Here is a 23,252-nt window from a genome sequence, read left to right on the forward strand (position 1 = left end):
CTCTGGCAGGCGTTGATGAAATTATTGACAGTGTATTTGAATCGAGTTATTACATCCAATGACGCATAGTCATCCAAGATATTCCAAAAAGGAATTTCCTATGAATATAGAAAAGCTGGCACGCATCGATCTCAACCTTCTTGTTTGCCTTAATGTGCTCGCTGAAGAGCTGAATGTAACCCGAGCTGCTCATCGCCTATGTTTGAGCCAATCTGCAGTGAGCAAAAACCTGGCAAAACTCAGAACTCAATTTGGAGATCCACTTTTCGTGCGCCATGCCCACGGACTAAAGCCAACACCTAAAATTTTGTTTTTGAAACCAAAGCTCGATAATTTAATTAATCACTTAGAACAAATCACTCAACCAGAAGAGTTTTCACCTGACTCTAGCGACTATCGCTTCCAAATCTCTGCGGTGGAGAGTGTCTACCCTCTGATACTTCCCCACTTTCTTCCCGAGATTTTCAAACGTGCACCTAGTGTTACTATTAGTACCCATGGATGGACAGAGAATACGTTTAATCAAATCTTACGTGGTGATATGGATTTAGGTATTACTGGTAAAGACATCGACATTAATGATGCCAAACTGACTATGCTGCCACCTAGCGATATTTGTGAAAAAGAAATTTACCGCGATAACCAAATGTGCTTGTTGCGTCAAAATCACCCAGCCCTGTCTAAACCTTGGGATCTCGATAGCTATTTATCGCAAAGACACGTTCAGGTAAGGTGTGATGGCAACGATCGCTGGTTACTTGACTATCGCCTCGCAGATATCGGCAAAGAGCGAGACATTGCTATCACAGTTCCCGACTTCAATAGTGCGGCAATCCTCTGTTCTTATACCGATTTTATTTTCACGGCCCCAAGTCATTTCATCAAACTCTCATCGCGGCAGCTTGGTTTGACAACCCTTCCCTTGCCGCTTGAGTTTCCTCCTATGGCTTACACCATGTTTTGGCACAGAGATAGAGAAAAAGATCCTGCTATCTCATGGCTTCGACAAATTATTGAAGAGAAAACCACTTCTCTTAGATGATTTGCAGGCTCACGATAAAAAGAGTAGCTTATCCATATCGTCCGCTGTCAGTCGCTTAGTCAGCAAGGACGCACAACAAATGAAGGATTACGATAAATGCTTAAGACTACTGAGCAACGCCTAACTGCAATACGTCAGTGGCTAAAAGACAAAGATATCGACGCACTGCTTGTACCGCATGAAGACGAATATTTAGGTGAATATGTACCCGCGCATAACGAACGCTTGCACTGGCTAACTGGTTTTACTGGCTCTGCTGGTGCCGCTGTCATCACAAAAGACCAAGCAGCCATTTTTGTCGACGGTCGTTATACTGTACAAGTGACTAAGCAAGTGTCTGCCGACCACTTTGAGTATCGACACCTAGTTGAAGAACCAGCACTTGAGTGGGTTAAATCTCATCTACCCAAAGGCTCTCGTTTAGCCATTGATCCAAGAATGCATAGCGCCTCTTGGTTAGGTATGGCGCAAGAGCAACTCGCAGATACTCTAGAGCTAAAAATATTAGACACCAACCCTATTGATGAACTTTGGCACGATCGTCCAGAGCCTATTATTTCTACTGTGCGCCTAATGCCAGCGGACGCTGTTGGTCAAACCTGCGAAAGCAAACGTCTACAAATCGCAGAACTTATCAAAAAACAGGGAGCGGACAGCGTTGTCATTACCGCTCTCGACTCCATATGCTGGCTGCTTAACATTCGTGGGCTTGATGTCTCTCGCTTACCCGTGCTACTTTCCCATGTGATCTTACATGCTGACTCAAGTCTTGAATATTTTCTTGATCCAACTCGCTTACCACAGGACTTTCATTCTCATGTCGGCCCGAATGTCACTATCCACCACCCAGAATCACTTCAATCTAGAATAGAAGCTCTAACTAGCAAGCAGGTTATTTTGGATCCAGCTACCAGCAATGCTTGGTTCAAACTAGTGTTACAAAATACAGGTGCGAATATTGTTCATTGTGCAGACCCATGTCTAATGCCAAAAGCCGCAAAAAACGCAACAGAGGTTGCGGGCATGAGGGCGTGTCACATACGCGATGGTGTAGCCATGGCCAAGTTTTTGTCTTGGTTAGATGAGCAAGTAAGCTCGGGGCATCTACATAATGAAGCAACACTAGCAGATAAACTTGAGTCATTCCGTTATCAAGATCCGACAATACAGGACTTGAGTTTTGATACTATTTCTGCGGCTGGACCGAATGCAGCCATGTGTCACTACAATCATGAAAATCAGCCCACGCCTGGACAACTTGAGATGGACTCTCTTTATCTTGTTGATTCTGGAGGTCAATACATTGATGGCACAACGGATATCACCCGCACAATCGCCATTGGTCAACCCAGCGACGAAATGATCAAGCAATTTACTTTAGTCCTTAAAGGCCATATTAATGTTGCCCGTGCGAAATTTCCCAAAAGTACTCGCGGCTATCAGATTGACACTCTCGCTCGTCAGCACCTTTGGGCAGAGGGTTATGATTACGATCATGGTACCGGCCATGGTGTCGGACATTTCCTAAATGTTCATGAGGGACCAGCAAGTATTTCCAAACGACAAATTGACGTTCCACTAACTACTGGCATGGTGCTCTCCAATGAGCCTGGGTATTACCGAGCTGACGCATTTGGAATTCGAATTGAAAACCTCGAGCTTGTCGTCGAATCAAAAACCAACGGCGACTTTTCTGTGCTTGGCTTTGAATCTCTAACTCGCTGTCCTATCGACAAGCGTAATATCAATTTTGATATGTTGACGGACACCGAGTTAGACTGGCTGAACGAGTACCACCAAAAGGTGTGGCACGATGTCAGCCAACATGTTGAAGGTGATGTAAAAGAGTGGCTGCGCCAAGCAACGGATAATGTCATTCGATAAGCTAGGCCGCTAAATAATCCATAGATAAAAAGCTCCAACTAAGGAGCTTTTTATGATTTAAACCATAACTCTATCAACAATAATGTTTCACGTGAAACATTTATTGCACTTGGCGAACTCCCGAATAAGCGGAATGCCAATCTCGCCACACAGGCTCAAACCCTCTAGCTATGATTGCACTTTCCACTTCCATTGCACTTCTTCCATCACTAATTTCAAACTGTTCCAGCTCTTCCTGCTCGAATGAATAGCCACCAGGCTGAGTTTTCGACGCTGCAGAGATAGTGGTCACTCCCAAGGGGAGTACGTTGTCTCTGAATGTTGCAGATTCACGAGTTGACATTGAAAGTTCAACCTGAGGGTTAAACAAACGATAGGCACATATAAGCTGCACCAATTGTTTATCTGTCATCACAGACTTAGGCTGGACATAATTCGACGAGTTTGATCCCTCGCACGGACGCAGTCGTGGAAATGATATTGAGTAGCGAGTTTGCCAATAATTGCGCTCTAAATAATCTAGATGTGCGGCAACAAAAAAGCAGTCGGTTCGCCACTCTTCTAAACCAATTAGTGCACCCAGTCCAATTTTATCGATGCCCGCTCTAGCGAGACGGTCTGGCGTGTCCAGCCGAAACTCAAAATCAGTCTTGTTGCCGCGCAAGTGGTGTTGTGCGTAAGTGGAAGGCTTATACGTCTCTTGATAAACCATCACCGCATCCAAGCCAAGTGCTTTCAATTCAACATATTGTTGCTGTTTAAGAGGTTGAACTTCCATTGCAAGATAGTTGAAGCTGCGTTTTATAACTGGCACCATCTCGCGAAAGTAATCCATTCCTACTTTTGACTCATGCTCTCCGGTCACCAAGAGTATGCTATCAAACTTCATACGTTTAATCGCTCTAACTTCAGCCATAACTTCGCCTTTACTTAAAGTACGGCGTTTTATGCGGTTCTGCATTGAGAAGCCACAATAAGTACAGTCATTGGCACATAAGTTAGACAGATACAAAGGAATGAATAAGGATATGGTATTACCAAAACGCTTACGGGTAACAGCATACGATTTTTGAGCCATCATTTCGAGATATGGCTCTGCTGCTGGTGAAACAAGTGCCTTAAAGTCCTCTAAGTCGAGCCTTTCTTTGTTAAGCGCCGCTTCAACATCCTTTGCGGTTTTGGCATAAATCGACATTGAAATATCGTCCCAAACAAAGTGATTAAACTCTTTACTGAAACTCATCAGCCCCTCCATTTATTGCTGGATTTCATCAAGAAATGAAGTTAATGGACTTGACGAAACCGCATGAGAACCTTGACTCGCTAAACCTGCCTCATATGCTATACGGCCAGCATTCACCGCCAGTTTAAATGCCTCTCCCATAATAACAGGGTCCCTAGAAGCTGCAATCGCCGTATTGACAATTACAGCGTCCGCACCCATCTCCATCACTTGCGCAGCATGAGAAGGTGCACCTATTCCTGCATCAACAATAACCGGTACCTTAGCTTGTTCGATAATGATTTCCAAAAAATCCTTAGTGACTAAGCCTTGGTTTGACCCTATGGGTGAACCAAGAGGCATTACAGCTGAGCAGCCGACTTCTTCCAACCGTTTACATAATACTGGATCTGCGTGGCAATAAGGCAATACGACAAAGCCAAGATTCACAAGCCTCTCTGCAGCTTTGAGTGTCTCGATAGGATCAGGCAATAGATATTTGGGGTCAGGATGAATTTCCAGTTTTACCCAGTTGGTCTTTAGTGCCTCTCGGGCTAAGTTCGCCGCAAAAACGGCATCTTCAGCGTTCTTCGCACCAGAAGTGTTTGGCAATAATCCTATGCCTTTTTCTAAAAGCGGCTCAATAATGTCGTCTTTGCTGTCGTTTATGTTAACCCGCTTAAGCGCCATAGTGGCGAGCTCAGAACCAGCAGCAGTAATTGCCTCGACCATCAATCTACTGTTAGAGAATTTTCCAGTGCCAGTAATCAATCTCGATTTAAACTGTCTCTTTCCAATTGTTAACATCTCACTCACCCTCCCGCAATCGCTTGAAACAAACAAATGCGATCCCCTTCTACCAGTAGAGTCTCAGTCCACTCACTACCGGGGACCACGTGATTATTAATCGAGAATACGTAGCCGTTCTCAGACAAACCTAACTGATTTACTATCTGTTCGAGGTTTGAGTCTTTAGCCACCTGTTTTGAAATATCGTTAATTACGATAGTTATTAGATCATGGTTCGCTTGTGAACGATGAACTACTTTTTGTTCAGAAGTTGTCACTGCCTTCCTGTCCTTGAATGTTTGATAAAGTTTATGCTTCAGGCATCCCATGTAGTTCGGGTTTCAATCCAACTTTAACTACAGACTTTGCACTGTTTATCTTTCGTTATCGATAAGTACTGCCATTGCATTTGCAGCCCATCGAACCTATGCAGCATAGGGACCTTGAAGTGAAACCGACCAGTTGCAAGCTTTTGAATGGCGGCAAGTGCTTGATAGTTTCCTAAAATCCCAACAACCGGCCCAATCACACCAAGCTCAGTGCATTTGCGTGCCTGATCCACTTCATCAAATGGGTATAGGCAACGATAACAAGCACTACTTTCCCTCTTCGAACTAAAGTCAAAAGCACAGAACTGTCCTAGCCAACCAATGGCAGCAGCAGAGATCAAATCTGTATTCTGCTCTAAACAAACTTGGTTAATCATCTGCCGAGTAGGCATGTTATCTGAGCAATCTAATACGATGTCAGCTAACATTACCTCTAGCTCAAGTTGAGATTTGCTCAGTCTTTTATCCAAACTGCGTATCTTTACGTCTGGGTTTAAAGCTAGCAACTGACTCGTCATCGCCTGAGTTTTAGATGAAGAGATGTCTTTATCGCGATAAACAACCTGTCGATGGAGGTTGCTAAGCTCAACATCATCGTCATCAATAATAATCAGCTTACCCACACCTGATGCTGCTAAATATAAACTCGCGGCACTACCCAGACCGCCGCAACCAATCATAAGCACATGTGACTGACTTAACTTGACTTGTCCCTGTTCACTTATCTCTGGAAGAGTGACTTGCCGCTGATAACGGTTAAACTCATCATCAGTTAACATAAGCCCTCCGAGATTCTTTTATAGAAAGTGGTTTTTGGCCCTTGCTTTTGTCAACATAGCTCTGGAGTAGATCAGTAAAAAAGCTAACGGTAGTCTCTAAGTTATCTGAAGCAGAAATAGCGCCTATCAAGGCAATACTGGATACACCACATTGCAAGACCTGCTCAACATTCGCTTGATTAATGCCACCGATTGCTACCGTAGGACAAGGGCTTGCTTTAAGGCGACCGCTTGATATATTGCAAGAGCCAATACTGTCGATTAGCTGTTGGTATAATGCTAAACGTGCCAACCCTTGTGGTTTGGACACTAACTTCTTGGAGTTGGTATGAAAAATAGGTCCTATGGCAATATAACTAGGACAAAGACTCAAACCACGTAAAAGCTCATAATAACCATGAGTTGATATACCCAGTCTAAGATTGGCCTGCTTAATACGTAACAAGTTTGATTTTTCTAAATCTTCTTGGCCTAGGTGAACGCCAAAAGCACCATGTTGAATCGCGAGTTCCCAGTAATCATTGATAAAAACTTGGCCGCCATATCGGCATCCAAGCTCAATTGATCTAACAATTTCACTCTCCAACTCAATTGGACTTAAGCCCTTCAAGCGTAACTGAATTGTTTTTACGCCTAACTCTAGTAACTTTTTCACCCATTCGCTGCTGCTGACAATCGGGTATATGCCTAAGCCATCTTTCGCAATAGATGCAAATGGTGTATCAGGCGTATTTGATGACCGAGCCGATCTAATACACAAGCGTGAATCGTTCTGAACAGGTGTGGGAAACTCAGAAATGCTATTCGGCCAACTGAGTAAACTAGGATTTAAGTCGTTATCTCCATATGTTTCACGTGGAACATTATCTTTTCTATTGGTCATAGCTCGAGCCAAAACCAACGAGTCCTCCATAGAAAACTCCAATGCGAAGAGCGTAACTAACCAACAAAAATGTTCCTTTGGCTTAAAATTATCACTATCACATTTGCGACCACAAGATAACGCATGAGTTTCACCTGTTGCAGGGCTAAACCATATATCCATATGATTTTCTGTGTTTTTTTCTATATCATCAATACCTATATAGAAAGAGCTAGGAGAGTAACGGTTGTAATCTAGAGCGGATAGCTTGGAACGATAGTAGACATAATGAGTGTTTTCAGTCACCTCTAGAGCGTCATCAATAATATCCGTATTAAAATTAGTCACCTGATGTTCTTTAATCACTTTAAATGATGAAGTAGAACTCACTCCCAACTCTATCTCATTAATAGCAAACCCTTGCTTTTTCGCGCTCAATAAATACTGTTGAATAAGACCTGTAAGCTCAATCAGTGGCTTGGGAATAAGGATTTTTGTCATTATTCATTGGCCTCAGCATGAGCCGCTGGATGGTAAAGTTCAGACCCTGTCGCTAGAAACTCCTGTGACTTTTTACGCATCCCTTCCAGCGGATCATCCAGCATTTGTATGCTAATAGCTTGGTCTGCAGCGACCTGCTGTTTGTCTTTGGCGTATTCTCGAACCTCTTGGGAAATTTTCATCGAGCAAAACTTAGGACCACACATAGAGCAGAAGTGCGCCACTTTACCTGACTCTTGAGGTAGTGTTTCGTCATGAAAAGAACGAGCAGTATCTGGGTCTAGAGCTAAGTTAAATTGGTCTTCCCAGCGAAACTCAAAGCGTGCTTTGGACAAGGCATTATCTCGAACTTGCGCTCCGGGATGCCCCTTAGCTAAATCTGCCGCATGTGCAGCTATTTTGTAGGTAATCAGTCCAGTTTTGACGTCTTCTTTATTAGGTAAACCTAGATGCTCTTTAGGTGTGACATAACAAAGCATGGCGCATCCGTACCAACCAATCATCGCCGCCCCTATACCCGATGTAATGTGGTCATAGCCTGGTGCAATATCGGTAGTCAATGGTCCAAGAGTATAGAAAGGTGCTTCATGGCAATGATGTAATTGCTCTTCCATATTCTCTTTAATCATGTGCATAGGTACATGTCCTGGCCCCTCTATGATGACTTGTACATCGTATTCCCAAGCTATCTTGGTGAGCTCACCAAGAGTCCTCAGCTCAGCAAATTGAGCTTCATCATTAGCATCAGCAACCGATCCTGGTCTTAATCCATCACCGAGGGAAAGGGCAACATCATACTGCGCACAAATTTCGCAAATCTCTCTAAAATGTGTGTAAAGAAAGCTTTCTTCATGATGCGCCAAGCACCATTTGGCAATAATCGACCCTCCACGAGAAACGATTCCAGTCACGCGTTTAGCCGTCATAGGGACATAACGCAAAAGAAGGCCTGCATGGATGGTAAAGTAATCAACGCCCTGCTCTGCTTGCTCTATCAGGGTGTCACGCATAACTTCCCAGTTCAGGCTTTCAGCAACACCATTGACCTTTTCTAGCGCCTGATACATAGGAACCGTGCCTATTGGCACCGGGCTATTACGTAAAATCCACTCTCGCGTTTCATGAATATTGCGACCAGTGGAAAGATCCATAACCGTATCGCCTCCCCAGCGAGTTGACCAAACCAGCTTTTCAACTTCCTCTTCAATTGACGACGTAACCGATGAATTACCAATGTTAGCGTTCACTTTGACAAGAAAGTTACGGCCAATGATCATAGGCTCAGACTCGGGATGGTTTATGTTGGAAGGTATAATTGCGCGGCCCTGTGCTACCTCCTGACGCACGAACTCAGGGGTAATATCCTTGGGTAAATGAGCGCCAAAGCTTTCACCCGGATGCTGTTGGTTTAAAGTCTTGTCTCGATAGACTGCACGCCCCATATTCTCGCGCAGTGCAATATATTCCATCTCTGGCGTTACGATACCCTTGCGAGCATAATGGAGTTGAGTAACGCATTGACCTTTCTTTGCTCGACGAACACGAGGAAGATTCCCATACCTAAGATCATCAAGTGTTTCATCCGCTAACCGCTGCTTGGAATAGACTGAACTTACATCGTCTAGTAGCTCAGTATCGCTGCGCTCTATGATCCACCTCTCTCTGAGCTTAGGTAGACCATTATAAAGGTCGATGTCGTAGTCAGGATCTGTATATGGTCCAGAAGTGTCATAGACTCTAACAGCTTCATTGGGCTCAAAAACGGGGCTCTCTTTACTTCCACCAATCAAACTATCTGAAAGTTTAATTTGACGCATGGGAACACGGATATCGGGCCGAGAGCCTTCAACATAGACTTTACTAGAATTAGGATATGGTGCAGCTGAAAGCGTGTCTATAAACTGTTTTGCTTCCAGTCGAGCTTGTTTGCGATTCGACATAGCATTTTTCCTTGCTTTGTTATTCTTAGATAAAAAGTCATAAAAATGCTTGGCGGAAAGATGCGACAAGAGGTGTCAAACGAGAGCCAAATAGGGTTACTTCAAGTAACAATAACGATACAGCTGTGTTCGACAAGTTGATAGATAAACCAGAACTGAAGCTGGTATAGATATCTTCTCTTGTTCCCTTCGCAGATACTAATCTGATCAGGTTCAACGGATCCCGAATAAACGGTCTCAGCCTTATGGCACTCCGACAAGTAAACAAAGTATATAGAAGAGACTTGGTTAAACCAAGCCAAGTTAAACAGTAATTAGCGAAATATTGACAGTCACTAGAGCTTGGCGATCAATTGAAAGCCCACCCAAGCAGCAGAAATACTCAAAATAACATTCGCTAATATATTGAGGCCCATTTTAAAAAACTCGCCCTGCTGCATCAGCAAAACATTATCCATGGAAAAAGTCGAGAATGTGGTCAAAGCTCCAAGAAACCCCAAGCCGATAATTTGGCGCCATGGTTCACTGGCTAACATTTCATTTTCAAATGCAGCAATGAGAAGCCCCATAACAAAAGAGCCAATCACATTAACCGTCAAGGTTCCGTACGGAAAACCTCGTCCAAGTAAGGCAACAAAAACCTCAGTCACAAGATAACGAGAACATGCCCCCAAAGCCCCACCTAGTGCAATAAACCCAAGAATCGAAAGCTGTACCATTATCCCCCCAGAGAATACCTGTTACCTTTGGATAGTTAACGAACAATAGTAACAAATTATCGAGTAATATCACTGCAAAATAACATGAGATTTAAAAAGTTACAGGAGTCACTTTACTTCAATATAACCCATTAAGCCCGTTTTCATATGCTCAATCACATGGCAATGATACATCCAGCGGCCGGGATTGTCGGCAACAAATGCCGCTTTAGCCGTCCCATTCTTACCAAGCAACACTGTGTCGGTATGAAAAGGGGCTTCTACTTTTTTGCCATTCAGCTCCAATACTGTGAATGTATGCCCATGCAAGTGGATTGGATGATGGTATTGAGTAACATTCTTTAGATAGAAAATGTATGTTTTACCCAGTTCAAGTGAAGCAAGAGGCTCAGGTATATTATCTTTTGACATCCCCTCCCATGCTCGTTTATTGGTTAACCAGAACTTAGGCATCGACTTACCATTTTTGCCAACTGGTGATACTGCCCCCTCCCATTCGAATACAAAATCAAGTTTTTGAGCATTATCAAGGTCCAGATCGGGAACAGGGTTAAGGAGCAACTTTGGAATGGACCGCTGATCTGGCAGATCTGAATGAACAATATCAAACTCACATAATGGGAAAGGGAATCGCCCCTTCATATAACGCACATAAACACGCTCTCCTTGCTTAGGAGCAATTAAAGCAAGGTCAAGTCTCATACCTGGGCCAATTTTATGCTGAGAAAGCTCATAGGGGAATTCTATTGGATTACCGTCTATCGCTATGACCCATGCTTGAGCACCTTCAATAGCGATTGGGTAGGTCAAGGTATTGTCCACATTAGCTATACGTATTCGTGTCGCTGCGTTTTCTTTTAACTGATAAACCGGTTCATGAACGCCATTGACACTACTCCATTCACCCGGCGTGCCCATTCTTGCACTTAGGCGAGGGATCATGAGATCTTTCCACTGCCCCTGTTTATCAAGGTGCCAATGTTTGAGCATCAGGTCGTATTCTTGGTCAAACCGAACAGGAACTGACTCTTCGACAATGATCAAGCCAACCAAGCCCATGCCTAATTGCTTAACGCTGTTCATATGAGGGTGATACCAAAATGTGCCTGCATCTGGCGGGGTAAATTTATATACAAAGGTTTCACCGGGCATAATAGGGGGCTGACTAAGAAATGGGACACCATCCATTTCTATAGGTATTCGCAACCCATGCCAATGAATGGTTGTAGGCTCATCAAGTTTATTCGTAAACCGAATCGTTACCTCTTGCCCCTGACGACACCGAATAGTCGGAGCAGGTATCTCGCCATTGAAACCTAGCACATTGGTCGTATAACCGGGAACAAGCTCCACTGAAGCCGGCTCTGCCGTAAGATCGTATATCCATTCATCTGGATTAGTGGAAGTTCGAGTTAAACTACAAGCTGGAAGAACACTGAGTGCGGAAAGTGCTAGACCAGATTTTACAAATTGGCGACGAGAGATACTCATAGATAATAGAATATGAATTCAACAGGGCGATAAATGTAACAGATAAATAAGAATACTTCTCATCGATGTATAACAAAAATCATCGACCATCCATGAAGCATAAAAAGTTGAGTCGAGAAAAGCCTGCTGTTTTACAACTAGATCTTCTATATGTTACAGGAGTGGAGAGATTCTAAGCTCCAACACGCCCATTCTTTGGGTATAAGCTGAATCCGCTGCTTGAGAGCTACAAAGTAAAAAGGCTTCAGTCTTTAGACTAGAGCCTTAAATATGGCAGGGGTGGAGAGATTCGAACTCCCAACACGCGTATTCTTTGGGTATAAGCTGAATCCGCTGCTTTAGAGCTACAAAGTAAAAAGGCTCCAGTCTTTAGACTAGAGCCTTAAATATGGCAGGGGTGGAGAGATTCGAACTCCCAACACGCGTATTCTTTGGGTATAAGCTGAATCCGCTGCTTTAGAGCTACAAAGTAAAAAGGCTTCAGTCTTTAGACTAGAGCCTTAAATATGGCAGGGGTGGAGAGATTCGAACTCCCAACACGCGTATTCTTTGGGTATAAGCTGAATCCGCTGCTTGAGAGCTACAAAGTAAAAAGGCTCCAGTCTTTAGACTAGAGCCTTAAATATGGCAGGGGTGGAGAGATTCGAACTCCCAACACGCGGATTTGGAATCCGCTGCTCTGCCAATTGGAGCTACACCCCTGTGGATATCTGAAAAAACCTCGCATTAGCGAGGTTTCTAAATAAGTGGCGGAGCGGACGGGACTCGAACCCGCGACCCCCGGCGTGACAGGCCGGTATTCTAACCAACTGAACTACCGCTCCGCACTGGTTAGACCTAAGTCTAAATATAAAGCCTGGCGATGTCCTACTCTCGCATGGGGAAGCCCCACACTACCATCGGCGCTATTGCGTTTCACTACTGAGTTCGGCATGGAGTCAGGTGGGTCCACAACGCTATGGTCGCCAAGCAAATTCTTTCTCTCTATCTCTAGAGAATAACTTGGAAAGCTGTTTTTGTTCTTAACACATTCAATGTTCTAGTTGAGTCCATCAAAACCCTTTGGGTGTTGTATGGTTAAGCCTCACGGGCAATTAGTACAGGTTAGCTCAACGCCTCACAACGCTTACACACCCTGCCTATCAACGTTCTAGTCTCGAACAACCCTTTAGGACCCTCAAGGGGTCAGGGAAGACTCATCTTAGGGCTCGCTTCCCGCTTAGATGCTTTCAGCGGTTATCGATTCCGAACTTAGCTACCGGGCAATGCGTCTGGCGACACAACCCGAACACCAGAGGTTCGTCCACTCCGGTCCTCTCGTACTAGGAGCAGCCCCCTTCAATCTTCCAACGCCCACGGCAGATAGGGACCGAACTGTCTCACGACGTTCTAAACCCAGCTCGCGTACCACTTTAAATGGCGAACAGCCATACCCTTGGGACCGACTTCAGCCCCAGGATGTGATGAGCCGACATCGAGGTGCCAAACACCGCCGTCGATATGAACTCTTGGGCGGTATCAGCCTGTTATCCCCGGAGTACCTTTTATCCGTTGAGCGATGGCCCTTCCATACAGAACCACCGGATCACTATGACCTGCTTTCGCACCTGCTCGAATTGTCATTCTCGCAGTCAAGCGGGCTTATGCCATTGCACTAACCTCACGATGTCCAACCGTGATTAGCCCACCTTCGTGCTCCTCCGTTACTCTTTGGGAGGAGACCGCCCCAGTCAAACTACCCACCAGGCACTGTCCTCAACCCAGATAATGGGTCTAAGTTAGAACATCAAACATACAAGGGTGGTATTTCAAGGATGGCTCCATGCACACTGGCGTGCACACTTCAAAGCCTCCCACCTATCCTACACATGTAGGCTCAATGTTCAGTGCCAAGCTGTAGTAAAGGTTCACGGGGTCTTTCCGTCTAGCCGCGGGTACACTGCATCTTCACAGCGATTTCAATTTCACTGAGTCTCGGGTGGAGACAGCGTGGCCATCATTACGCCATTCGTGCAGGTCGGAACTTACCCGACAAGGAATTTCGCTACCTTAGGACCGTTATAGTTACGGCCGCCGTTTACCGGGGCTTCGATCAAGAGCGTCGACTTACGTCTAACCCCATCAATTAACCTTCCGGCACCGGGCAGGCGTCACACCGTATACGTCATCTTACGATTTTGCACAGTGCTGTGTTTTTAATAAACAGTTGCAGCCACCTGGTATCTGCGACTCTCATTAGCTCCATCCGCGAGGGACTTCACCGACAAGAGCGTACCTTCTCCCGAAGTTACGGTACCATTTTGCCTAGTTCCTTCACCCGAGTTCTCTCAAGCGCCTTGGTATTCTCTACCCGACCACCTGTGTCGGTTTGGGGTACGATTCCTTACAATCTGAAGCTTAGAGGCTTTTCCTGGAAGCATGGCATCAATGACTTCACTACCGTAGTAGCTCGACATCGTGTCTCAGCCTTGTAGAGAGCCGGATTTACCTAACTCTCAAGCCTACGCACTTGAACCTGGACGACCGTCGCCAGGCCCACCTAGCCTTCTCCGTCCCCCCATCGCAATTGTAAGAAGTACGGGAATATTAACCCGTTTCCCATCGACTACGCCTTTCGGCCTCGCCTTAGGGGTCGACTTACCCTGCCCCGATTAACGTTGGACAGGAACCCTTGGTCTTCCGGCGAGGGGGTTTTTCACCCCCTTTATCGTTACTCATGTCAGCATTCGCACTTCTGATACCTCCAGCATGCTTTACAACACACCTTCAACGGCTTACAGAACGCTCCCCTACCCAATACGATAAATCGTATTGCCGCAGCTTCGGTTTACAGCTTAGCCCCGTTACATCTTCCGCGCAGGCCGACTCGACTAGTGAGCTATTACGCTTTCTTTAAATGATGGCTGCTTCTAAGCCAACATCCTAGCTGTCTAAGCCTTCCCACATCGTTTCCCACTTAGCTGTAATTTGGGACCTTAGCTGGCGGTCTGGGTTGTTTCCCTCTCCACGACGGACGTTAGCACCCGCCGTGTGTCTCCCGGATAGTACTTACTGGTATTCGGAGTTTGCAAAGGGTTGGTAAGTCGGGATGACCCCCTAGCCTTAACAGTGCTCTACCCCCAGTAGTATTCGTCCGAGGCTCTACCTAAATAGATTTCGGGGAGAACCAGCTATCTCCAGGTTTGATTGGCCTTTCACCCCTAGCCACAAGTCATCCGCTAATTTTTCAACATTAGTCGGTTCGGTCCTCCAGTTGATGTTACTCAACCTTCAACCTGCCCATGGCTAGATCACCTGGTTTCGGGTCTATATCCAGCAACTCGACGCCCAGTTAAGACTCGATTTCTCTACGGCTCCCCTAGATGGTTAACCTTGCTACTGAATATAAGTCGCTGACCCATTATACAAAAGGTACGCAGTCACAGGACAAGCCTGCTCCTACTGCTTGTACGTACACGGTTTCAGGTTCTATTTCACTCCCCTCACAGGGGTTCTTTTCGCCTTTCCCTCACGGTACTGGTTCACTATCGGTCAGTCAGTAGTATTTAGCCTTGGAGGATGGTCCCCCCATATTCAGACAGGATATCACGTGTCCCGCCCTACTCGATTTCACTGAACACGCGTCGTCAACTACGGGACTATCACCCTGTATCGTCGGACTTTCCAGACCGTTCGTCTAACGCGTGTAAAGCTTAAGGGCTAATCCAATTTCGCTCGCCGCTACTTTCGGAATCTCGGTTGATTTCTTTTCCTCGGGGTACTTAGATGTTTCAGTTCCCCCGGTTCGCTCTGTTAACCTATGAATTCAGTTAACAGTAACTGCTTATGCAGTTGGGTTTCCCCATTCGGAAATCCCAGACTCAAATGGTTTTTACTACCTAATCTGGGCTTATCGCAAGTTAATACGTCCTTCATCGCCTCTGACTGCCAAGGCATCCACCGTGTACGCTTAGTCACTTAACCATACAACCCCAAAGGGTCTTAGATTAAACAACCAAAGTGTCTGCAATTATTTAAACATGATGCAGACTCGATTTTGCCGGACTCAAATATAAACAACACACTAAGGTGTTGTTTCCAAGAACACTTGAATGTGTTTATTGGTGTTTATCTTTCGATAAACATTGAGAACTTTACAAACAATCTTATTCACAAAGAATCAAGATTGTTTTGTCAGCTTTCCAAATTGTTAAAGAGCAGATTCATTAAAGAACCATGTTTAAGAACACTTAAGACTTTCTATTTCAAAAGAAATGCGCTTAAAGATGGTGGAGCTAAGCAGGATCGAACTGCTGACCTCCTGCGTGCAAGGCAGGCGCTCTCCCAGCTGAGCTATAGCCCCATCAGGTGATACTGTATGCCACGTCTTATTGGGAATAAGATTGGTGGGTCTGAGTGGACTTGAACCACCGACCTCTCGCTTATCAGGCGAACGCTCTAACCACCTGAGCTACAGACCCAGTATCGTCTCTAAAACTTCTAAACCATCAATCTGTGTGGACACTTGTCTTAATAATCATCGTATAAGGAGGTGATCCAGCGCCAGGTTCCCCTAGCGCTACCTTGTTACGACTTCACCCCAGTCATGAACCACAAAGTGGTGAGCGTCCCCCCGAAGGTTAAACTACCCACTTCTTTTGCAGCCCACTCCCATGGTGTGACGGGCGGTGTGTACAAGGCCCGGGAACGTATTCACCGTGGCATTCTGATCCACGATTACTAGCGATTCCGACTTCATGGAGTCGAGTTGCAGACTCCAATCCGGACTACGACGCACTTTTTGGGATTCGCTCACTTTCGCAAGTTGGCCGCCCTCTGTATGCGCCATTGTAGCACGTGTGTAGCCCTACTCGTAAGGGCCATGATGACTTGACGTCGTCCCCACCTTCCTCCGGTTTATCACCGGCAGTCTCCCTGGAGTTCCCACCCGAAGTGCTGGCAAACAAGGATAAGGGTTGCGCTCGTTGCGGGACTTAACCCAACATTTCACAACACGAGCTGACGACAGCCATGCAGCACCTGTCTCATAGTTCCCGAAGGCACCAATCCATCTCTGGAAAGTTCTATGGATGTCAAGAGTAGGTAAGGTTCTTCGCGTTGCATCGAATTAAACCACATGCTCCACCGCTTGTGCGGGCCCCCGTCAATTCATTTGAGTTTTAATCTTGCGACCGTACTCCCCAGGCGGTCTACTTAACGCGTTAGCTCCGAAAGCCACGGCTCAAGGCCACAACCTCCAAGTAGACATCGTTTACGGCGTGGACTACCAGGGTATCTAATCCTGTTTGCTCCCCACGCTTTCGCATCTGAGTGTCAGTATCTGTCCAGGGGGCCGCCTTCGCCACCGGTATTCCTTCAGATCTCTACGCATTTCACCGCTACACCTGAAATTCTACCCCCCTCTACAGTACTCTAGATGACCAGTTTCAAATGCTATTCCGAGGTTGAGCCCCGGGCTTTCACATCTGACTTAATCATCCACCTGCATGCGCTTTACGCCCAGTAATTCCGATTAACGCTCGCACCCTCCGTATTACCGCGGCTGCTGGCACGGAGTTAGCCGGTGCTTCTTCTGCAGCTAACGTCAAATGAGTATGCTATTAACATACCCACCTTCCTCACTGCTGAAAGTACTTTACAACCCGAAGGCCTTCTTCATACACGCGGCATGGCTGCATCAGGCTTGCGCCCATTGTGCAATATTCCCCACTGCTGCCTCCCGTAGGAGTCTGGACCGTGTCTCAGTTCCAGTGTGGCTGATCATCCTCTCAGACCAGCTAGGGATCGTCGCCTTGGTGAGCCCTTACCTCACCAACTAGCTAATCCCACCTGGGCATATCCTGACGCGAGAGGCCCGAAGGTCCCCCTCTTTGAGCCGAAGCTATTATGCGGTATTAGCCATCGTTTCCAATGGTTATCCCCCACATCAGGGCAATTTCCCAGGCATTACTCACCCGTCCGCCGCTCGACGCCGTTATCGTCACCCGAAGGGTCAGATAACTCGTTTCCGCTCGACTTGCATGTGTTAGGCCTGCCGCCAGCGTTCAATCTGAGCCATGATCAAACTCTTCAATTTAAAGTTTTGATTCCCTAAATAAATAGGGGAGGCTCAATGAATACTGAACATTACATAACGTAATGTTTGAATTGACTGTGCTCTTATTGGTGTTCACTTTTGAAAAAGTAAAACAAAACAGCTCAAGGCTGCTTCCCAATTCGAATGGTCACTTCGTATCATTGAAACCTAAATTGTTTCTAAAGAAACTATTTGGATTATCATCAACGAGTGCCCACACAGATTGATAGGTTTAGTTTGTTAAAGAGCGTTCTTCTTTAGTTCTTTTTAGTCCCTAAGGAAGAGTCGGCTATTTTAGCGTTCTAAAGTTAAGTGTCAACCACTTTTTTTAACTTATTTTTGAGCATTTATGCTTGTTTCTAAAAGCCTAGTATGCTGAGCATTTTATGAGCTTGACTTATTTAACCAGGCCTTTCCCTGTCAGCGGAGGGGAATTATAGAGATTACATTCTCGATGACAAGTACTTTTCGATATTTTTCAGTATTTTTTACTTTTAGGCTAAAAAACAGACTCAAACGCCTAAATCTGACTCTATTTTCTACAGTTCATTAAAATTTTGGGCAAACAAAGATACTTTTTCCCAGTTGGTGTATTCGACTTCTTTACTCGTATCTGTCTCTCCACCAGTCAGGCTCATTATTAGTTTAATCATCATTTTATCGAAAAATTTATAACGTGGATAATATAACGCACCAGCAAACACACCTATTAAAGTAGGTTGCCATGGAGACTTACTTAAAAACTTCTGTATATAAGCACTACCTTCGGGAGTGTCCTTCCCCTGGCTTTCTTTTCTCGCCGTTAAATTTACACAAAAAAAGCCCACCTTAGCAGCATCTAATTGGTCTTTATGATGCTCAATAAACTGATAAAGCTTTTTATTGAGGTGACCATAGCGAATGGAAGCACCAATCAAAACTTTGTCATACTTTGAAAAATCAACCTGTTCAACAGTATGTAAATCGGATATTTCGACCTCGAGGTTAGATAAACTATCCTCTATATAAGAGAGGATTTTTTTTGTTTGTCCTTCACGGGATGAATGTAGAAATAACGCTTTAGACACACAGGCTCCTTAGCTACGCCAAAAAGTTGGGGTTAGCAGAATCAATAACGTAAAAATTTCTAATCGTCCAAATAGCATGGAAACAATCAGTACCCATTTAGCTTTCTCGTTCACATCGCCAAAATGAAGCGCTACTTCTCCCAGACCGGGCCCCAAGTTATTTAATGTTGCTGCAACGGCAGAAAAAGCACTCAGCTCATCCATACCGGTAGCAATTAAACCAAGCATACACACGACAAAAACTAAAGCGTACGCTGAGAAGAATCCCCAAACCGCATCAACAACTCGCTGAGAGAGTGCGGTACCGCCAACCTTAATCGTATAAACGGCACGGGGGTGGACAAGGCGTTTCAACTCTCGAGCTCCTTGCAATGTCAGCAGTAACACACGAATGACCTTCATTCCTCCACCTGTTGACCCTGCGCACCCACCAATAAACGAAGAAAACAGCAGTAACACAGGCAAAAACAGCGGCCAATCCGCAAAGCCCGTTGTAGTAAAACCAGCGGTAGTCGAAATAGAAACGGTTTGAAATAAGGCCTGATCAAATGCATCGTAAACAGAATTGTAAGAATGGTGATTAAGCAAAACCAGAAAGCACACCAAAAAGAGCAAGGTTTGAGTAAAAATAAACGCTCGAAATTCAGGATCCTTCCAGTAATATTTCGGATGTACTCCACCTGAGGCGAAAGCGGCAAAATGCAGAGAGTAATTACACGCAGATATAAGCAAAAAAACCACGGTAATCATATTAATAGCATAACTATCAAAGTAGCCTATGCTGGTATCATGAGTAGAGAAGCCGCCAATAGCTATGGTAGAAAAGCTATGCCCAATCGCATCAAAAGGTGTCATCCCAGCTAACCAAAATGCAAATGCACAAGCAATAGTCAGACTTAAATAGATATACCATAGTGCCTTGGCCGTTTCAGCAATACGTGGTGTCATTTTGCTGTCTTTGACTGGTCCGGGGATTTCAGCACGATAGAGCTGCATCCCTCCAATTCCGAGTACAGGAAGAATAGCGACGGCTAAAACTATAATTCCCATCCCTCCAAACCATTGTAAAAATTGGCGGTAAAACAAAATTGCTTTGGGTAGCTCATCAAGACCGACTATGACGGTCGCCCCAGTAGTCGTTAAAGCGGAGAAAGATTCAAAAAAGGCATCGGTCACTGACACATTGGGGTTGTCAGCCAGTAAAAAAGGAATCGAACCTGCGCTACCAATAACCGTCCAGAAAAGAACGACTATCAGAAAGCCATCTCGCGCTTTAAGTTCATGTTTGTGACGTCGGTTTGGCCACCAGCATATCGCCCCACAAATGAATAGGAAAAAGAAAGTTGTCACAAAGGAAACACCAGCACCATCGCGATAGATCAAAGCGACAAGTGCAGGGGCCAACATAGACACACTAAAAAGAGCGAGCAAAAGCCCGACAATTCGGATAATTGAACGAAATTGCATGAATTGATGATTACCGAAGCAAAGCTTCCGACTTCCTGATTATCATTGTTTACCATTTATAGGGGTCACCATCACTTTGGCACCGCTCTTATTAATTACGCTCTGGGTGAAATCACTGACATGACGCACTTCAATGTTGACAACCATTTTCACTTGTTGACTATAGTCAGCCTCGACTTCTTGCGCATCAAATTGAATGAGTAAACCTTGAACAATAGCAACAAAACCATAGTCTAACTCTAGTAGTAGCTTTGTGGTTATTTTTTTCTCAATTGTTTGAAGCAACTTAAGTGCTTGCTGCACTCCGCCACCATAAGCTCGAACTAAGCCTCCAGTTCCAAGCTTTACCCCTCCAGAGTATCGAGTCACTACAGCGGTAATCTCACCAACCCCAGATCCTGAAAGCTGCGCCAGAATGGGCTTTCCTGCTGTACCAGTGGGTTCTCCATCATCACTAAAACCCCATTTCATTGAATCTTCCGGACGACCCGCAACAAAACCCCAGCAATTATGTCTAGCTGCTGGATGCTGGCTTTTTACTTCTTCGATAAAGGCCTTAGCCTCTGCAACCGATGGCGTGTGATTTAACTGAGTAATAAATACACTTTTCTTTATTTCCTCTCGATAAAGAATTAACTCTTCAGGGATAAGAAATGGCTTTTGATTCATGGCTCTATTGCTATAAATATCTGACATTTGAGTCTATCATGCCAATCCCTCAAGAGCGTCAAAAAGATCAGTTACAGCGCACAGTGTTAAACACTTGTTTAAAAAATGTATTGAATTTCATTTTCTCTAAGTCCAAACTTAACAAACTGGTCTAACCAGAACGACTGTACGACATTTATCAATGTCGGCTTAAGACCGACATACGCGCAATCTCAAGATTGTATGTCATGGAGATAGATAATGATTTACCAAGCCGAAACCCTACAGGTAAAGGAATTACAAGACGGCATCGCTGAGCTAAATTTTTGCTCTCCAAACTCCGTCAATAAACTAGACCTAGCGACCCTCGAATCACTCAACAAAGCCCTTGATGCACTATACAGCCATAATGGACTAAAAGGCCTATTACTTACCTCAAATAAAGATGCCTTTATAGTTGGTGCCGATATTACTGAATTTATGGGGTTGTTTGCCAAGCCAGAAGCAGAACTGGATAAATGGCTTCAGTTTGCAAATAGTATCTTTAACAAACTGGAAGATTTGCCAGTGCCAACCCTTTCGGTATTGAAAGGGCACGCTCTTGGTGGTGGATGTGAGTGTGTACTTGCTACCGATTTTAGAATAGGTGACAAAACAACAAGCATAGGGTTACCAGAGACAAAACTTGGCATAATGCCAGGTTTTGGTGGCTGTGTTCGTCTTCCTCGACTGATCGGCGCAGACAGCGCCATGGAAATCATCACCCAAGGCACAGCATGTCGAGCCGATGAAGCCCTAAAGATTGGTTTAATAGATGCAGTTGTAGAAAGCGAGTCTCTATTTGAATCTGCTCTAGCGACCATATCGCAAGCAATTAACGAAAAGGTAGATTGGCAGCAACGTCGCAAGCAAAAAACATCAGCGCTTACGCTTAGCAAACTCGAGTCTATGATGAGCTTTACCATGGCTAAAGGACTTGTTGCTCAAAAAGCAGGCCCACACTATCCCGCTCCAATGAAAGCGGTCGTTGCGATTGAACAAGCGGCACAAAGCGATCGAGATGATGCGCTTGATATTGAACGCAAATACTTCGTTGAGCTTGCCAAGTCAGAAGAAGCCAAATCTCTTGTCGGACTGTTTCTCAATGACCAATACATTAAGGGCATTGCCAAGAAAGCAGAAAAGTCAGCAAGCAAAGAAACCAAACGCGCTGCTGTGTTAGGCGCGGGGATCATGGGAGGTGGCATCGCCTACCAATCGGCTTTAAAAGGTGTACCTGTCTTAATGAAAGATATAGCACAAGCATCGCTTGAGCTTGGTATGACTGAAGCCTCAAAGCTGCTCAATAAGAGGCTTTCTCGTGGTCGAATTGATGGATTTAAGATGGCGGGTATTTTAGCTTCCATCACGCCTAGCCTACACTATGCAGGTATTGACGAGTCAGATATTATTGTCGAAGCCGTGGTTGAGAATCCAAAAATCAAGGCTAGCGTTCTTAGTGATGTAGAACAACAAGTCAACCCAGATACTGTCATCACATCGAATACGTCAACCATACCAATTAATCATCTCGCAAAATCGCTAAAACGCCCTGAGAATTTCTGTGGCATGCATTTCTTTAACCCTGTTCATAGAATGCCATTGGTTGAAATTATTCGCGGTGAACACACCTCAGAAGAAACCATCAATCGCGTTGTGGCCTACGCGGCTAAAATGGGCAAATCCCCAATCGTAGTCAATGATTGCCCAGGGTTCTTCGTTAACCGTGTGCTGTTTCCTTACTTTGGTGGTTTTAGCATGCTACTGCGCGATGGAGCAGACTTCACCCAGATTGACAAAGTGATGGAGCGTAAGTTTGGCTGGCCAATGGGCCCTGCGTATTTGCTTGATGTAGTAGGTATTGATACTGCTCACCACGCACAAGCAGTGATGGCAGAAGGCTTCCCACAACGTATGGGCAAGTCATATCGCGATGCGATAGATGCCTTATTTGAGGCCAACAAGTATGGTCAGAAAAATGGCCATGGATTCTACAGCTATAGCGTTGATAAACGTGGTAAGCCGAAAAAAACCTTTAGCGAGGATATTCTACCCGTTCTCTCAGATGTGTGCGCGGAGAAAAAAGACTTTGACGTTCAAGAGATCATTCAACGCATGATGATTCCAATGATCAATGAAGTTGTCCTATGCCTAGAAGAAAATATTATCGCCTCTCCTCAAGAAGCAGATATGGCTCTGGTGTACGGATTAGGTTTCCCTCCATTCCGTGGCGGCGTATTCCGCTACCTTGACAGTATTGGCATAGCGGAGTTTGTAGCAATGGCAAAACAGCACTCAGATTTAGGCGCTATGTACCAAGTACCACAGCTACTAATAGATATGGCAGCTAAAGGTGAAACCTTTTATGGCAATCAGCAACAAGGTTCTATCTAAGGA

14 protein-coding genes, 4 tRNA genes, 3 rRNA genes and 1 riboswitch are annotated in these 23,252 nt (G+C 45.0%); of the genes, 3 read left to right on the plus strand and 18 right to left on the minus strand.

The genetic code is table 11. The features are described 5' to 3' along the window. Window positions 1–100 precede the first annotated feature (100 nt). Window positions 101–1,042, plus strand: a complete 942-nt coding sequence (locus tag FIV01_RS14360; protein ID WP_114787642.1) for a LysR family transcriptional regulator — start codon at window positions 101–103, stop codon at window positions 1,040–1,042. A 96-nt stretch (window positions 1,043–1,138) separates the two neighbouring features. Next, complete coding sequence (locus tag FIV01_RS14365; protein WP_152431581.1) at window positions 1,139–2,926, plus strand: aminopeptidase P family protein; 1,788 nt, start codon at window positions 1,139–1,141, stop codon at window positions 2,924–2,926. A gap of 100 nt (window positions 2,927–3,026) precedes the next feature. On the opposite strand, the gene thiH is transcribed toward FIV01_RS14365, so the two are convergent. The 18 genes from thiH to FIV01_RS14455 all read right to left on the minus strand — a co-directional run bounded on the left by thiH (window position 3,027) and on the right by FIV01_RS14455 (window position 20,837). Continuing rightward, window positions 3,027–4,169 carry a 2-iminoacetate synthase ThiH gene (thiH, locus tag FIV01_RS14370; protein WP_152431582.1) on the minus strand — a complete coding sequence of 381 codons (1,143 nt, stop codon included), beginning with the start codon at window positions 4,167–4,169 and terminating at the stop codon, window positions 3,027–3,029. A gap of 12 nt (window positions 4,170–4,181) precedes the next feature. Beyond that, window positions 4,182–4,955: a thiazole synthase gene (locus tag FIV01_RS14375; RefSeq protein WP_152431583.1), complete on the minus strand. Its 774-nt coding sequence runs from the start codon at window positions 4,953–4,955 to the stop codon at window positions 4,182–4,184. Window positions 4,956–4,960: 5 nt separating this feature from the next. Further along, the gene (gene thiS / locus FIV01_RS14380; RefSeq protein WP_172971839.1) at window positions 4,961–5,215 is read right to left on the minus strand and encodes a sulfur carrier protein ThiS; all 255 of its coding nucleotides are present in this window, start codon (window positions 5,213–5,215) and stop codon (window positions 4,961–4,963) included. Between the two features lie 74 nt (window positions 5,216–5,289). After that, the gene (locus FIV01_RS14385; protein WP_152431585.1) at window positions 5,290–6,045 is read right to left on the minus strand and encodes a HesA/MoeB/ThiF family protein; all 756 of its coding nucleotides are present in this window, start codon (window positions 6,043–6,045) and stop codon (window positions 5,290–5,292) included. Continuing rightward, window positions 6,035–7,408 (minus strand): thiamine phosphate synthase, encoded by a 1,374-nt coding sequence (locus tag FIV01_RS14390; protein WP_152431586.1) that lies wholly within the window; start codon window positions 7,406–7,408, stop codon window positions 6,035–6,037. Before FIV01_RS14390 ends, FIV01_RS14385 begins: the two co-directional genes overlap by 11 nt. After that, complete coding sequence (thiC, locus tag FIV01_RS14395; RefSeq protein WP_152431587.1) at window positions 7,408–9,348, minus strand: phosphomethylpyrimidine synthase ThiC; 1,941 nt, start codon at window positions 9,346–9,348, stop codon at window positions 7,408–7,410. The genes FIV01_RS14390 and thiC overlap by 1 nt, the downstream gene beginning before the upstream one ends. Window positions 9,349–9,515: 167 nt before the next feature. After that, window positions 9,516–9,614: riboswitch (TPP riboswitch) on the minus strand. A gap of 69 nt (window positions 9,615–9,683) precedes the next feature. Beyond that, the gene (crcB, locus tag FIV01_RS14400; RefSeq protein ID WP_152431588.1) at window positions 9,684–10,067 is read right to left on the minus strand and encodes a fluoride efflux transporter CrcB; all 384 of its coding nucleotides are present in this window, start codon (window positions 10,065–10,067) and stop codon (window positions 9,684–9,686) included. Between the two features lie 108 nt (window positions 10,068–10,175). Next, window positions 10,176–11,558 carry a multicopper oxidase family protein gene (locus tag FIV01_RS14405; RefSeq protein WP_152431589.1) on the minus strand — a complete coding sequence of 461 codons (1,383 nt, stop codon included), beginning with the start codon at window positions 11,556–11,558 and terminating at the stop codon, window positions 10,176–10,178. A gap of 625 nt (window positions 11,559–12,183) precedes the next feature. Then, window positions 12,184–12,260 (minus strand) — tRNA-Trp (locus FIV01_RS14410). Between the two features lie 45 nt (window positions 12,261–12,305). Continuing rightward, window positions 12,306–12,382: transfer RNA gene (locus tag FIV01_RS14415), tRNA-Asp, on the minus strand. 30 nt (window positions 12,383–12,412) lie between these two features. Continuing rightward, window positions 12,413–12,528, minus strand: a 5S ribosomal RNA gene (gene rrf, locus FIV01_RS14420). 103 nt (window positions 12,529–12,631) lie between these two features. After that, window positions 12,632–15,521: ribosomal RNA gene (locus FIV01_RS14425) — 23S ribosomal RNA — on the minus strand. A 303-nt stretch (window positions 15,522–15,824) separates the two neighbouring features. After that, window positions 15,825–15,900: transfer RNA gene (locus FIV01_RS14430), tRNA-Ala, on the minus strand. Window positions 15,901–15,941: 41 nt separating this feature from the next. Beyond that, window positions 15,942–16,018, minus strand: a tRNA-Ile gene (locus FIV01_RS14435). A 64-nt stretch (window positions 16,019–16,082) separates the two neighbouring features. Further along, window positions 16,083–17,634, minus strand: a 16S ribosomal RNA gene (locus FIV01_RS14440). Together the 16S, 23S and 5S rRNA genes with 4 tRNA genes alongside form the textbook arrangement of a ribosomal RNA operon. A gap of 539 nt (window positions 17,635–18,173) precedes the next feature. Then, the gene (gene hemG / locus FIV01_RS14445) at window positions 18,174–18,701 is read right to left on the minus strand and encodes a menaquinone-dependent protoporphyrinogen IX dehydrogenase (protein ID WP_152431590.1); all 528 of its coding nucleotides are present in this window, start codon (window positions 18,699–18,701) and stop codon (window positions 18,174–18,176) included. Window positions 18,702–18,710: 9 nt separating this feature from the next. Next, window positions 18,711–20,168: a TrkH family potassium uptake protein gene (locus tag FIV01_RS14450; RefSeq protein ID WP_152431591.1), complete on the minus strand. Its 1,458-nt coding sequence runs from the start codon at window positions 20,166–20,168 to the stop codon at window positions 18,711–18,713. Window positions 20,169–20,210: 42 nt separating this feature from the next. Next, complete coding sequence (locus FIV01_RS14455) at window positions 20,211–20,837, minus strand: YigZ family protein (protein ID WP_152431592.1); 627 nt, start codon at window positions 20,835–20,837, stop codon at window positions 20,211–20,213. Between the two features lie 240 nt (window positions 20,838–21,077). Here FIV01_RS14455 and fadB point away from each other — a divergent pair, with 240 nt between their 5' ends. Beyond that, on the plus strand, window positions 21,078–23,249 hold the full coding sequence (gene fadB, locus FIV01_RS14460) for a fatty acid oxidation complex subunit alpha FadB (RefSeq protein ID WP_152431593.1): 2,172 nt from the start codon (window positions 21,078–21,080) through the stop codon (window positions 23,247–23,249). Window positions 23,250–23,252: the final 3 nt, after the last annotated feature.

The sequence above is a fragment of the Vibrio aquimaris genome, from assembly GCF_009363415.1.
Classification (GTDB): Bacteria; Pseudomonadota; Gammaproteobacteria; order Enterobacterales; family Vibrionaceae; genus Vibrio; species Vibrio aquimaris.

Coding starts and splice junctions, on each gene's coding strand:
- crcB (WP_152431588.1), bottom strand. CDS start 10,067: ATGGTACAGCTTTCGATTCTTGGGTTTATTGCACTAGGTGGGGCTTTG.
- FIV01_RS14365 (WP_152431581.1), top strand. CDS start 1,139: ATGCTTAAGACTACTGAGCAACGCCTAACTGCAATACGTCAGTGGCTA.
- thiC (WP_152431587.1), bottom strand. CDS start 9,348: ATGTCGAATCGCAAACAAGCTCGACTGGAAGCAAAACAGTTTATAGAC.
- FIV01_RS14375 (WP_152431583.1), bottom strand. CDS start 4,955: ATGTTAACAATTGGAAAGAGACAGTTTAAATCGAGATTGATTACTGGC.
- FIV01_RS14405 (WP_152431589.1), bottom strand. CDS start 11,558: ATGAGTATCTCTCGTCGCCAATTTGTAAAATCTGGTCTAGCACTTTCC.
- FIV01_RS14450 (WP_152431591.1), bottom strand. CDS start 20,168: ATGCAATTTCGTTCAATTATCCGAATTGTCGGGCTTTTGCTCGCTCTT.
- FIV01_RS14360 (WP_114787642.1), top strand. CDS start 101: ATGAATATAGAAAAGCTGGCACGCATCGATCTCAACCTTCTTGTTTGC.
- FIV01_RS14455 (WP_152431592.1), bottom strand. CDS start 20,837: ATGAATCAAAAGCCATTTCTTATCCCTGAAGAGTTAATTCTTTATCGA.
- FIV01_RS14390 (WP_152431586.1), bottom strand. CDS start 7,408: ATGACAAAAATCCTTATTCCCAAGCCACTGATTGAGCTTACAGGTCTT.
- FIV01_RS14385 (WP_152431585.1), bottom strand. CDS start 6,045: ATGTTAACTGATGATGAGTTTAACCGTTATCAGCGGCAAGTCACTCTT.
- thiH (WP_152431582.1), bottom strand. CDS start 4,169: ATGAGTTTCAGTAAAGAGTTTAATCACTTTGTTTGGGACGATATTTCA.
- fadB (WP_152431593.1), top strand. CDS start 21,078: ATGATTTACCAAGCCGAAACCCTACAGGTAAAGGAATTACAAGACGGC.